Below are 12,207 nucleotides of genomic sequence, written 5' to 3' on the forward strand. Positions count from 1 at the left end.
TTCCGTTCGGGTCCGGGTTGTCCGCGGTGTCCGGTCTACTGACCCACGACCGCCTGCGCGTTCTTCTGAAGCCGCGCGAGGATCTGCTTCGGGTCGGCGTCGGGCAGGGACTGAAGGCCCGTGTCGAAGTCGAGGAGCACCTGGTCGATCTTGGCGATGTTCACCGGGGCCTGGGCATACGCGGCGCCGTCGATGAATGCCTTGTCCTGCGGGAACTGGTCGATGTACTCGGCCTCGGCGGACTGCCGCGACGGCATCACGCCGAGCGCCTTGGCGAAGCTCAGCTCGGCGTCCTTCGAGGTCATCGCCTTGACGAAGTCGAGCGCCGCGGCCTTGTGCTTGCTCTTGGCCGCGATGCCCCAGCACTGGGTGAAGGCGAGCGTGCCCTTCTTGCCCGTGGGCCCGGTCGGCAGGGGGACCGTCCTGTACTTGACGCCCGGGTAGTCGTTCTTCATGGCGCCGGCTATCCAGTTGCCCTCGATCGTCATGGCGGCCTTCTGCTTGCGGGAGAACGGCTCTCCGTGACCGTCGGCTCCGACGGGCGGATCGCGTCGGTATCGGCACCTGCGGGACTGATCGTCAAGGAAGATCCGGCGTCACGAGGCTGAGGATCAACCCGGCGGACCGGGTACTACGACCGGTCGGCCACGCCTGCGGCGGCTCGGCGGTGGCCCTGCTGCCGCGCCGAGACACGAGTGACCCTGGCAGCGACGGGCCCTTGACGAAAGGTTCCCCCAAGAGAGTCGGCCCGTATCCGCGACAAGTTCCCGTGGTTCGCCAAAACACTTGTCACCGCTTCGAATTGAGCACGAGACCAGGCCATTTTGCGTACTGATCCATAACGACCGGGCTCCGAATGCAAGGATGAAGCCCGTCATGGCTGCCGGGTGGTACACGCGTACGGTACGGGCCGCGGTGTTCGCGGCCGTCTGTGTGCTGCTCTCTGCCCTGGCGCACACGATGATGTCCGGCGCCCTGGTGCCCTGGTGGGCGTTGTGCGCCGGCCTCGTCGCAGCGGGCGGAGTGGGGTGGGCCCTGGCGGGTCATGAGCGCGGACTCCGAGTGATCGTGCCCGTGGTGGTCGTGACTCAGGCGGTCCTCCACTGGAGCTTCTCTCTCGCGCAGTCCGCCGGGCAGCCGGCGGCGCGGGCGAATGCCGTGGGTGACACCGGGGACATGCCGATGGTGTCCATGGATCACCCCATGAGCTCCGGGCACGACATGAGTTCCATGGGGATGGATCATTCGGTCCACGTGGGCTCCGGAGCTCCGGCCGGCGTGGAGCAGTGGCTGGGTGGTACGTCACTGCTCGGCATGTACGCGGCCCACCTGGTGGCGGCACTGCTGTGCGGTCTGTGGCTGGGCTACGGCGAGCGTGTCGCCTTCCGCCTGTTGCGGGTCGTGGCGGGATGGCTGGCCGCGCCCCTGCGGTTGGTCTCGGCTGCACCGGCGCTGCCGCGACGTCCGCGAGTGCTCCGACGCAGGCGCCGTACGCGTCTCGTGCCGCGACGTCTGCACCTGGTACACGCGATCACCCCTCGGGGACCGCCGGCCACTCTCGCTGTCCTCTAGAACAGCCGGTTCTCCCGGGGTCGTTTCCGGTGTCGTCGTCGACGCCCCCCGGGCAGCGGTCGTACCCGCGTGCGGTCGGCCGCAAGTCCCCTCGCTGCTGGATCGGCGCGCCCATGTGCGGCCGTACCCTGCACGATCGCAAAGGACATCTGGTGCCTGCTCCTGCCCTGCCCGCGTTACGCGGGACACGCAAGAAGCGTGGGAAGTACGAAAAGACGCAAGAAGTCGACGAGCTGATCACCGCCTGGGCGCTGGCCGCCCGAGGCGGTGACGAGGACGCCGTCGAGCAGTTCATCCGGGCGCTGCACTGCGATGTGCTGCGCTATGTCGCCCATCTGAGCGCTGATCCCCAGTCGGCGGACGACCTGACCCAGGAGACGTTCCTCCGTGCGCTGGGGAGCCTGCATCGGTTCGAGGGCAGGTCCTCTGCCCGGACGTGGCTGCTGTCCATCGCACGCCGGGCGGTGATCGACGACTTCCGGCGCGCCGCCGCCCGTCCACGTCTGGCGGACCGGCACGACTGGCGCCGCGCGGCCGAACTGGCCCAACCGGTCGGCGTACCGGGATTCGAGGAGGGCATTGCGCTCCTCGAACTGCTGGCAGCGCTACCGGAGGAGCGCCGCGAGGCGTTCATCCTCACGCAGGTGGTCGGTCTGCCGTATGCGGACGCGGCCGCTGTCACCGGCTGTCCCGTCGGGACGGTCCGCTCCCGGGTGGCCCGGGCCCGTGCCGCCCTTCTGGACCTGCTCACCGGGCCGGAGGAGCCGGCCGGGGAGGGCCGGGTTCCGGCATCGGCCCTGCCGTCGCACACGACGGTGAGCGTCCCGGTCGCGGTCGCGGCGTGAACATGGTGGGGCCGGTGACCGCCGTGGCCGCGGGTACCGGCCCCGCCCTTCCTCAGAGCGCCCGACACCCCCGTGCCCCAACTACCCATCAGGCACGGAACGTTGAGGAGTGCGTCGGGATGAGGTCTTCGCTGACCGTCGGTGTCTTCGTCTTCGAGGAGGCCGAGGAGCTCGATGTCGTCGGTCCGTGGGAGGTTCTCGGGTTCTGGGCCACGCATGTCGCCACGGATCCCGTCGAGTTGGTGACGGTCGGCCGCGAGGAGGGCTGGGTGCGTTGTGCCAAGGGGCTGCGTCTCGGTGTGGACCACAGCCCGGACACGGTTCCCGCCCTGGATGTGCTGATCCATCCCGGCGGCGACGGCACGCGGGCGCTCAGGAACAACCGCGATCACCTCGACTGGTTGAGGAACCTCCACGACCGGGGGGTGCTGCTGGCGAGCGTGTGCACCGGCTCGCTGGTGCTGGCCGCGGCCGGGCTGTTGACGGGTCGCCCGGCGACCACACACCGGGACTTCGCCGAAAAGCTCGCGAAGATCGACGGCACGATCGACCTGCGCGCGGCCGAACGCTACGTCGACGACGGCGACATCGTCACCAGCGCGGGAGTCTCCGCCGGCATCGACATGGCCTTCCACCTCGTGGAGCGGCTCGGTGGTGGACAGGCTGCGGACCAGGTGCGCCAGGGGACTCAGTACGACCGCCCCGTCAGCTGACTTTTGCCTCCCGTATCGGCTCGAGGGCGAGCGGCTGGGCCGCGTACGTCACGCGGACGATGCCGTCGGCGTGACGTTCGGCGGTCGCGGCCACACCGAAGACCTCGCGCAGCAGGCCCGGTGTGAGGACGTCCAGTACCGGGCCGGCGGCGACGACCTGGCCCGCGTGAAGGGCGACGAGGTGGTCGCACAGGCGGGCGGCCAGGTCCAGGTCGTGGAGGACGGCGAGGGTGGTGATGCCGGTGGAGCGGATCAGTTCGAGCAGCTCGAAGCGGGCGCGGATGTCGAGGTGGTTGGTGAGTTCGTCGAGGACGAGGAGCCGGGGCTGTTGAGCCAGGGCCCGGGCCAGCAGCACACGCTGGCGTTCCCCGCCGGAGAGCGAGGTGACGTCGCGTTCGGCCATGTGCCGGATCGCGCACGAGTCGAGGGCGCTCTCGACGGCCTGGTGGTCGTCGGCTCCGTCGCGGCCCAGGAGACCGTGGTGCGGGGTGCGGCCGAGCGCGATGATCTCGGCAACGCTCATGCCGGTCGGATGACCGCTCGCGTCCTGGAGGACGGCCGCGGTGCGGCGGGCGGCGCTGCGTGCCGACAGGGCCCACACATCGTCGCCGTCCACCCGCACCACTCCGCGGTGCGGGCGCAGCGAACGGTAGACGGTGCGCAGCAGCGTGGACTTGCCGCTGCCATTGGGGCCGATCAGGCCGACGATGTCGCCGGCCTGGGCTTCCAGGTGCACGTCATGGAGGATCGGCCGGTGGCCGAGTTCGACGTGGATCTGTTCCACGGTGAGCTTCATACGGTGTCCAGGCTCTTGTTGCGGCGCAGCAGCCACAGGAAGAAGGGGGCCCCGAACAGGGCGGTGAGAATGCCGAGGGGCAGTTCGTTGGGGCGGTTGACGGTGCGGGAGAGCAGGTCGACGACAACCAGGTAGATGGCGCCGACCAGGGCCGACTGGGGCAGTAGTCGGCGATGGTCGGCGCCGGTGATCAGGCGCACCAGGTGCGGGATCATCAGGCCGACGAAGCCGATGCCGCCGGCGACGGCGATGACCGTGCCGGTCACGAGGGACGACAGCACCAGCAGCACGGCGCGCAGCCGGTGCACGTCGACGCCGAGGGCGGTGGCGGACTCGTCGCCGACCAGCAAGGCGTTGAGGCGTCGGCCGAAGAGGGTCAGGGCGACGGTCGTGGTGAGAACCACGGTTGCCACGATGGGCAGCTGGCCCCACTGCGCTCCGGCGACGCTGCCCAGCATCCAGAACATCACCGTACGCAACTCCGTCGGGGTGGCCCGCAGTTGCAGGTAGCTGGTGGCGGCCAGGAACAGGTAGCCGATGGCGACGCCCGACAGGACCAGGCGGGTGGGGGCGAGCCGTCCTCCCTTCTGGCCGAGCAGGAAGACCAGGGCGACCGCTGCGCCGGCGCCGAGAAAGGCGGCCGAGGACACACCGAGTCCACCGAGCGCACCGCCCGCGGCGGTGATGACCACGACGGCGCCTAGGGAGGCTCCGGAGGAGACGCCGAGGACGTAGGGATCGGCGAGCGGGTTGGCGACAACCGCTTGCAGGACGACGCCCGAGATGGCAAGCCCCGCGCCGACCAGGGCCGCCAGGACGACCCGCGGGGCGCGGAAGTTCCAGACGATCTGGTCGGTGGCCGGGTCGGCGGCCGTGCCACTGCCGGTCAGGTGCTGCCAGACGATCCGCCAGACCTCGTCCACCGGGATCGTGACGGCACCGATGCTGATGGCAACGATCATGACGGCGAGGAGCACGGCCGGCAGTATCACCAGAGCCAGTTCGGCGTTCAGCCGCTTCTTCGGGCCCGGTCGGCTCAGAGAGCGTTGGGGTGCAGCATCCTTGCGATCTTCTCCACGGCCAGGTCGTTGCTGGGTCCGAGGTAGATCGAGTCGGACAGCACGAGGGAGCGCTTGTTCTTCGCGGCCGGCCACTGGGGGAACTCCTTGAGCAGTTTGCTGGCGTACGCCTCGGCGTTCGGGTCGTTGTAGCTGATGACCACAAGGGCTTCGACCGGCTCGGCGGCGACCTTTTCCTTGCTGAGGTCGGCGAAGGCGCTGGCGGAGGCGGAGGAGAAGGCGTTGCGAGCGCCCGCCTTGGCGAGGATGTCGTTCCAGATGCCGTTGGCCGCGACGGAGCTGAAGTCGTTGCCGCCCATGCTCATGTTGGAGAACACGACCATGACGTTGGGGGTGGCGTCGCCCTTCACCTTGGCCGCCACGGCGCCGATGCTCTTGCGGGAGGCGGCGACGAGTTTCTCGGCGCGGTCGCCGACGTGGAAGATCTTCCCCAGGTCGCGCAGCAGCCGGTAGCTGTCGTCGATCGTCATGCGGGACGTGTCCTGGTCGCACCCCTGCGGGGAGATGTAGGTGCCGGCTCCGACCGCTTCCAGGTCGTCGCGGGTGGCGAAGCCGTTCTTCGCGTCGAAGCCGTAGGACGTGGTGGACAGCACCAGGTCCGGGCGCAGGCCCAGCATCGCCTCGCGCGGAACGTCGTAGGCGTCGTTGAGCTTGATGTCGCCGGTGGGCAGCTCTTTGATGGCCGTGGCCCGGCCCGGGACCTCCGAGCGGCCGTACGACTGCTCGTTCGCCACGATGCGGTCGCCGAGCCCCAGCGCCAGCAGGGCGGACACCTCGGCGACCGAGGCACCGTTCATGACCACGACCCGCTCGGGTGCCTTCGTGTACGTGGTGGTCTGTCCGCAGTTCTTGAGGGTGACCGGGTAACCGGGGGCACTCGCATCCGCCGCGGCATTCGCCGTGGGGGACGTCGAGGCACCGCATGCCGTGGCGGCCAGGCACAACGCCCCTGCCAGGGCCACGGCAACGGGCCGTTTCGTCTGCACACTCGCTCCTCGGGGTGGGATGGACTCCGCTCAAGTAGTCGGAGCGGAGTCCGCCCAAGTTCCCGAGACGTCAGACCTCCCCTCGTACGGGTGGCGGGAGTATTCCGTTCTCCACGCAGTGGTCCAGGTACCGGAAGACCAGAGCGCGATCGGCCTGCGGGCAGTCGATGCCCGTACCCTCCAGCGCCCGAAGCACGTTGTCCGCCCGGACCCGCCCCAGCCCGAGTTCCAGCCCTTCCTCGCCGTCGTCCGTGAAGGAGTCGAAGAACGCGCCGGTCGTCGCGGCCACATCGGCGGACCGGGGAAGCTCCCGGCTCCACTGCGCCAACGGGACCCGCTTGACGGGGTATCCGTAGTCCTGCACCCAGTCGTAGAGATCGGCCAGTCGCACCGGCGGAACCGGGGCATGGTTGAACACGGTGCCGGGATCTGCGGTCAACGACAGCCGTACGACGGCCCGGGCAACGTAGTCCGCAGGCGTCCACACCTCCGCCTCGAACAGCTCTGGCACGATTCCGGCAGGAATGCCGGACGCGAGCACGCTCCACAGGAAATCCCGCCGGTTCACCAGACCGGTGCCCGGCGCTCCCGTAACCCTGCCCAAGCGGTGCACGGTGACGGGGAGGCCACGCTCCGCCGCCTGCTCCACCAGCCGCTCGGAGGCCCACTTGGACTGCTGATAGCCGCTGACCAGCCCTGGGTGGGGGGAAAGGAACGCCTCCGGCACCTCCGCGGCCGCACTGCGCGACGGAGCGACGGAAAGGGTCGACACCAGATGGACCGGGATCGAGCGGGCCGCCGCCATCCTCAGCAACTGACGGGTGGATTCCGTGTTGGCGGCACGCAGGCTGCCGTACTCCCGCATGATGCTGACCATCGCCGCGTTGTGGACGATCACCTCGCAGGTTTCGGCGAGTTCGGCGAACCGGTCCGGGCCGAGCCCGAAGTGCGGTCGGGCGAGGTCGGCCGGGACGGCGGTGATCCGCTCGGCGCCTGCCGGCAGGCGGATCTGCTGGGCAGCGAGGGCTTGCCGGATGCGGTCGGCCGCCTCGGCCGGAGTCGCGGCCCGAACCGGGCACACGATCTCGGCGTCGGTGGCCAGAAGCAGTTCCGCCAGCAGGTGGGGGCCGACGAAGCCGGTGGCACCGGTCAGCAGGACGGTGCGCGGAGCGGCGGTCGCACGGGACGGGCCGGCGGGCCGGATGTCGTCCTCCAGGACAGCGTCGGCCAGCACCGTCTCGGGCAGGGCCGGGGCACTCGCAGGGGCATCCGTGCCCTGGGTCAGGTGACGGGCCAGTTCGGCGGCCGTCGGATGCTCGAACAGCCAGGCCACACGGACGTCCCGGCCGAGTTCGACGCCGATCCGGTTGGCGACCTGGATCGCCTGGAGCGACTGGGCACCGAGGTCGAAGAAGTCGGCCTCGGGCGTGAGGTGTTCAACGCCCAGAATCTGGGCCCATGTCCGAGTGATGATCTCTTCCAGGGAGCTGCCCGCCCCTGCCGTGGCTGGAGACCGCTCCGCTGCGACGGCACTCAGCGCGTTCCGGTCGATCTTCCCCGTGCTGGTGCGGGGCAGCCGGTCGGTGAAGGCCACGGCCGAGGGAACCATTGCGGCCGGAAGGACCGCCCGTAGCCGCTCCCGTATGTCGCCGGCGGTGGGTCGGGGCTCGTCGGGGACGACGTGGGCGGCGAGCCGCCGCGTCCCGTCCGCCAGCACCTGACCGACCACGGCGGCTTCGCGGATGCCGGGCTGAGCGAGGAGGGCCGCTTCGACCTCGGAGGGATGGACGCGATGACCGCTGATCTTGAACTCGTCGTCCGCCCGGCCGAGGAACCGCAACTGTCCGTCGTCTCCGAGGCGCACCAGGTCGCCGGTGCGGAAGGCGCGCGGGGCGCCCGGCAGTTGGGGAATCGGGGCGAAGCGCGCCTCGTCAGCGGCGTCCGCGCCACGGTAGCCCCGTGCCAGGGTGTCGCCGAGGAGATGGAGCTCCCCTCCGACGACCGCCGCGCGCGTGCCCGGCAGGGGAATGCCGATCGGCACGTCGCCGGGCTCGTCGGGGGCTTCATGGAGGGCGGCGACCGTGGCCACCACCGTCGCCTCGGTCGGGCCGTAGGTGTTGAACAGCCGTACCGACGGACCGACCGCACCCCGCCAGCGCTCAACGCGTTCCGGCAAAGCCGCCTCTCCCCCGATGACGACCGTGCCCACCGTCGGGGGAAGGGTGGCGGCGCCGGTCGAGACGGTGTAGGCGAGTTCGTGCCAGTAGGCCGTGGGGAGGTCCAGGACGCTGATCCGAAGCCGGTCGACCGCGTGCAGGAATCGGGACACCGACTGGGTCATGTCGTCGGTGCGGACAACGAGGGTGGCCCCGGTGCACAGGGTCAGAAAGATCTCCTCGACGCTCGCGTCGAAGTGCAGCGGCGCGAACTGCAGGACACGGTCCTCGCGGCGCAGGCCGTAGCGGTGCGCCGCACCGGCGACGAACGTGGCGAGCGCACCGTGGCCGATCTCCACGCCCTTGGGCCGGCCGGTGGAACCCGAGGTGTGGATGACGTAGGCCGGATCATCCGCGGTCGGAGGGGGCGGCGCCTTTTCTTCCTCGCCCTGAGCATCCAGCAGGAGGACACCCCGCCCCGCGTAGCGAGGGGCGTACCGGCCACTGGTGAGGACGAGGGCGGGTCGGGCGTTGTCCAGAAGTGTCCTGGCCCGGGATTCGGGAGCGTCCGGGTCGAGCGGGCAGTAAGCGGCGCCCGAGAGCAGGACGCCGAGGATGGCCGTGACGGCGTCGATGCCCCGAGGCAGCGCGAGGGCCACCACAGCGCCGGGGCCCACGTCCCGGGCGGCAAGGCGCCGGGCCAGTTGCCGGGCGGAGCCGAACAGTTCGGCGTAGGTGATGGTGCGCCCGTCGTGTTCGACGGCGGTGGCGCCGCCGCGCCGGGCGGCGTGGTCGGCGATGAGGCTCAGCACGGAGCGGGCCGGGCGGGGCAGTGGTCCGCCGTCGAGCACGGTGACCGGCCGACGACCGATCGGACGGTCCGGATCGGCGACGGCCTCCCCGAGCAGTTCCAGCAACGCCTGTTGGTGTGCGGCCAGTTCGGCCTCGTCGTAGAGGTGGGGGTTGGCGTCCACCGCGATGCGCAGGCCTGCGCCCTCGGCGCGGTCGTACACGTTCACCGCGAGGTCGTCGACCGGGCCTGCGGAGACGTTGTGGACCGTGCTGCGCAGTCCGGCGAACCGCAGATCGTATTCGAAGGGCATGATGTTGACGCCCGGCCCCGACAGCCGCCGCTTGCCGCCGACCAGTTTCAGATCGCGCCGCAACTGCTCGTAGCGGTAGCGCTGGTGCGGGCGTCCTGCGCGGAGTTCCGCGGCCACCTTGGCGGCCAGGTCGCGCAGGCTGTCCTCCTCCCCCACGGCCACGCGCAGCGGGAGGACGTTGCGCACCATGCAGGGCACGCGCAGGGACACCGAACCCAGGCGCCCCATGGCCGGCAGGCTGAGGACGACCTCCGGTGCGCCGCTGACCCGGTGGACATAGGCGGCGGTGACGGCCAGCACGGCATCGGACCAGGTCACCGACATCTCACGGGCAAGGGCCCGCAACCGGTCCGTCTCCTGGGTGTCCAGGTCGACGACCCGGCGCAGGAAGGTCCGTGCGGGCAGGGCCTGTTCGGAGGTGAGGCCGGCCACGTGCGGGCGGTCGGCGAAACGCTCGGTCCAGTACGTGCGGTTTCCGGTGAAGCGCTCCGAGGCGCGATAGGCGTCCTCTTCCTGCCGGACGGACTCCAGGGTGCCGAAGCCGCTCTCCCCGAGGGGGGCGCCCTCCACCAGAGCCGTGTAGACCTGCGCGACACGACGGGCGACCAGGGACAGGCCGAAGCCGTCGAGGGCGATGTGGTGGACGCGGTGGTACCAGAGGAACTCGTCGGGGGCGATACGCAGGAGGGCATGGCCGAAGACCGGGTCGCGTTCGAGGTCGACGGGCCGGTTCAGGTCCTCGGCCATCCAGTCCAGGGCGGCCCGGTGCGGGTCCGCCGCGACGGTGAGATCGGCGATGTGCGGGGCCCACTCGATGCCGGGGATGCTCACCTCCCACGGCCGGCCGGTCTCGTCGGTGACGAAGCGGACGTTGAGGGCCTCGACCTCGGCGACGGTGTGCCGAAGCGCCTTCTCGAAGACGGTCGGATCCACCGCTCCGTGGATGTGCACGTACTCGGCGGTGTTGTAGGCGGGGCTGTCCGGATCGAGTGCGTGGCCGGTCCAGATGCCCTCCTGGGCGGCCAGGAGGGCATGGCGCTCAGGCGTCGGCATGAGACGCTCCCGCCTGGCGTTCGGACAGCAGCTGCCACCACTGGGCGAAGGAGGTGCGCTCGGCGAGGTCCACGAAGCTCACGTCCACACCGGCGCTGCGCCACTGTTCGGCCAGGGTGGTGATGCGCAGCGAGTCCAGTCCCGCGTCCAGCGGGTTCTCGTCCAGGTCGACGTCGTGCGGGTCCTGGTGCAGGTACTCCGCCAGGTCCGTGCGAAACGTGTCCAGCGTCAGGGGCTCAGGCATGGTGTTCTCTCTTGGTAGCTGCACGGGTGGCAATACGCGGGTGATGGCGGACCGGTCAGTTGACCTTGCGGTCGGAGCCGGTCCAGAAGCGCTCGCGCAGCTCGCGGCGGAGAATCTTTCCGCTGGGGTTGCGCGGCACGTGGTCGATGAACTCGTATCGGGCGGGCAGCTTGAAGGCGGCCAGCCGGTCGACCAGGAACCGGTGCAGCTCCCTCGGGGCGGGTTCCTGGCCTGCGGCGGGCACGACGAAGGCATGGACGCTTTCGCCCCAGCGCTCGTCGGGGGCACCGACGATGACCGCCTCGGCCACGCCGGGATGGCGCTCCAGAACGTTCTCGATCTCGGCGGGGTAGACGTTCTCGCCGGCGACGAGGATGGCGTCCTTGATGCGGTCCTGGATGAAGACGTAGCCGTCGTCGTCGACGTATCCGGCGTCGCCGGTGTGGATCCAGCCGTCGACGAGGGTTTCGGCGGTCTTGTCGGGCAGGTCCCAGTACTCGACCATGCGGGCGGGGGTGGCCAGGCAGATCTCTCCCACCGTGCCCGGCGGCAGTTCCTTCCCGTCGCCGTCGATGACCTTGCAGCCCACGCCCGGGTAGGGGTGGCCGGCGGCCTTCATCCTGGGGTGGCCGGGGACGTGGTCCGCGGGCGGCAGGCATACGGCGGTGTTGCCGGTCTCGGTCAGGCCGTAGATCTGGGCGAACTCGCTGCCGAACATGGAGAGACTGTCTTCGAGCAGGGCCTCGGAGATGGGGGAACCGCCGTAGACGATCTTGCGCAGGGTGGTGAAGTCGTCCGGGGTGACGCCGGGTTCGGCCAGCATCATGCGCAGCATCGCCGGGACCACGCAGGCGGTGGTGATGCCCTTGTCGCGGATGAGGTCGATCGCGTCCCGAGGGGCGAAGGCCCGCATGGCAGCCACGGTCGCGCCGGCGTTGAAGTTCTGGGTGGCCCACCACAGGCCGCCCACGTGGAACCCCGGGATGCCGACCAGCGCGATGTCACCGGCCCGCCAGTCGATCCAGTCCAGGTTCTCGCTCGCCAGGGCGTCGCGAATGGCGAAGAAGCTGCGGTGGGCCAGGACGACGCCCTTGGGCAGGCCGGTGGTGCCGCTGGTGTAGAGCTGCGCGACCGGTGTGTCGGAAGTGGCCGAGCACGGCGGGTCGGTGTCGGGGTGGTCGGCCTTCCAGGCGGAGAGTCCGTCGGACGCGCCGAGTCGGACCACTGTCTTGGGAGGCCCGGTCGGCAGCCGGTCGAGGACGGCGGCGAACTCCTCTTCCAGGAGCAGCACTTCGCTGCCGGAGTCCTGGAGGATGTGGCTGACTTCGGGTGCGGCGAGCCGCCAGTTGATGGGAACCAGGACGGTCTCGCTCTTGGCGCAGGCGAAGAGAACCGTGTAGTAGTGCTCGGACTCCTTTCCCAGGTAGGCGATACGGGCGCCGGGAGCTGCCCCGACGGCACGGATCGCGTGGGCGATCCGGTTGCTCTCGCGGTGCAGCTCGGCGTAGGTGAGGCTGCGGTCCTCGCAGACGACGGCGGTGCTGCCGGGCTGGTGAGCGGCGTGGAAACGCGCCGTCTCGACGAGGGTGGTCAGCTGGGGGTGGTAGAGCTTCTCCCCGGGTGTTGCGGGCGTGGACGGTTCGGCCATGTGCGGGGCCTG

The 12,207-nt window shown here is 70.2% G+C and carries 10 protein-coding genes; 3 read left to right on the top strand and 7 right to left on the bottom strand.

Annotated elements, in window-relative coordinates:
• Positions 1 to 35 precede the first annotated feature (35 nt).
• Complete coding sequence (locus RNB18_RS36660) at positions 36 to 590, bottom strand: extracellular solute-binding protein (RefSeq protein ID WP_311718481.1); 555 nt, start codon at positions 588 to 590, stop codon at positions 36 to 38.
• Between the two features lie 286 nt (positions 591 to 876).
• Between RNB18_RS36660 and RNB18_RS36665 the strand changes: the two genes are divergently transcribed.
• The 3 genes from RNB18_RS36665 (at position 877) to RNB18_RS36675 (ending at position 3,130) form a co-directional block, all read left to right on the top strand.
• On the top strand, positions 877 to 1,572 hold the full coding sequence (locus RNB18_RS36665) for a hypothetical protein (protein ID WP_311718399.1): 696 nt from the start codon (positions 877 to 879) through the stop codon (positions 1,570 to 1,572).
• A 152-nt stretch (positions 1,573 to 1,724) separates the two neighbouring features.
• Entirely contained in the window at positions 1,725 to 2,417 is a 693-nt protein-coding gene (locus RNB18_RS36670) for a sigma-70 family RNA polymerase sigma factor (protein ID WP_394817731.1), read from the top strand.
• A gap of 119 nt (positions 2,418 to 2,536) precedes the next feature.
• Positions 2,537 to 3,130, top strand: a complete 594-nt coding sequence (locus RNB18_RS36675; protein ID WP_311718400.1) for a DJ-1/PfpI family protein — start codon at positions 2,537 to 2,539, stop codon at positions 3,128 to 3,130.
• Here the strand turns inward: RNB18_RS36675 and RNB18_RS36680 are convergent.
• The 6 genes from RNB18_RS36680 to RNB18_RS36705 form a co-directional block, all read right to left on the bottom strand.
• Positions 3,123 to 3,926, bottom strand: a complete 804-nt coding sequence (locus RNB18_RS36680) for an ABC transporter ATP-binding protein (protein ID WP_311718401.1) — start codon at positions 3,924 to 3,926, stop codon at positions 3,123 to 3,125. The two genes, RNB18_RS36675 and RNB18_RS36680, sit on opposite strands and share 8 nt — an antisense overlap.
• A complete protein-coding gene (locus RNB18_RS36685; RefSeq protein WP_311718483.1) occupies positions 3,923 to 4,888 on the bottom strand; it encodes a FecCD family ABC transporter permease in 966 nt (321 codons plus the stop codon). The genes RNB18_RS36680 and RNB18_RS36685 overlap by 4 nt, the downstream gene beginning before the upstream one ends.
• A 74-nt stretch (positions 4,889 to 4,962) precedes the next feature.
• Positions 4,963 to 5,991: an ABC transporter substrate-binding protein gene (locus RNB18_RS36690; RefSeq protein ID WP_311718402.1), complete on the bottom strand. Its 1,029-nt coding sequence runs from the start codon at positions 5,989 to 5,991 to the stop codon at positions 4,963 to 4,965.
• A gap of 70 nt (positions 5,992 to 6,061) precedes the next feature.
• Positions 6,062 to 10,303: an amino acid adenylation domain-containing protein gene (locus RNB18_RS36695; protein WP_311718403.1), complete on the bottom strand. Its 4,242-nt coding sequence runs from the start codon at positions 10,301 to 10,303 to the stop codon at positions 6,062 to 6,064.
• Positions 10,290 to 10,547, bottom strand: a complete 258-nt coding sequence (locus tag RNB18_RS36700; protein ID WP_311718404.1) for a phosphopantetheine-binding protein — start codon at positions 10,545 to 10,547, stop codon at positions 10,290 to 10,292. The genes RNB18_RS36695 and RNB18_RS36700 overlap by 14 nt, the downstream gene beginning before the upstream one ends.
• 55 nt (positions 10,548 to 10,602) lie before the next feature.
• Complete coding sequence (locus tag RNB18_RS36705) at positions 10,603 to 12,195, bottom strand: long-chain-fatty-acid--CoA ligase (protein WP_311718406.1); 1,593 nt, start codon at positions 12,193 to 12,195, stop codon at positions 10,603 to 10,605.
• Between the last annotated feature and the right edge of the window lie 12 nt (positions 12,196 to 12,207).

Origin of the sequence: Streptomyces doebereineriae (genome assembly GCF_031845645.1) — a bacterium.
Classification (GTDB): domain Bacteria; phylum Actinomycetota; class Actinomycetes; order Streptomycetales; family Streptomycetaceae; genus Streptomyces; species Streptomyces canus.

Excerpts from the sequence above, each read along its gene's own strand:
- RNB18_RS36695 (WP_311718403.1), bottom strand. The coding sequence starts at position 10,303 with ATGCCGACGCCTGAGCGCCATGCCCTCCTGGCCGCCCAGGAGGGCATC.
- RNB18_RS36700 (WP_311718404.1), bottom strand. The coding sequence starts at position 10,547 with ATGCCTGAGCCCCTGACGCTGGACACGTTTCGCACGGACCTGGCGGAG.
- RNB18_RS36680 (WP_311718401.1), bottom strand. The coding sequence starts at position 3,926 with ATGAAGCTCACCGTGGAACAGATCCACGTCGAACTCGGCCACCGGCCG.
- RNB18_RS36705 (WP_311718406.1), bottom strand. The coding sequence starts at position 12,195 with ATGGCCGAACCGTCCACGCCCGCAACACCCGGGGAGAAGCTCTACCAC.
- RNB18_RS36675 (WP_311718400.1), top strand. The coding sequence starts at position 2,537 with ATGAGGTCTTCGCTGACCGTCGGTGTCTTCGTCTTCGAGGAGGCCGAG.
- RNB18_RS36665 (WP_311718399.1), top strand. The coding sequence starts at position 877 with ATGGCTGCCGGGTGGTACACGCGTACGGTACGGGCCGCGGTGTTCGCG.
- RNB18_RS36685 (WP_311718483.1), bottom strand. The coding sequence starts at position 4,888 with ATGATCGTTGCCATCAGCATCGGTGCCGTCACGATCCCGGTGGACGAG.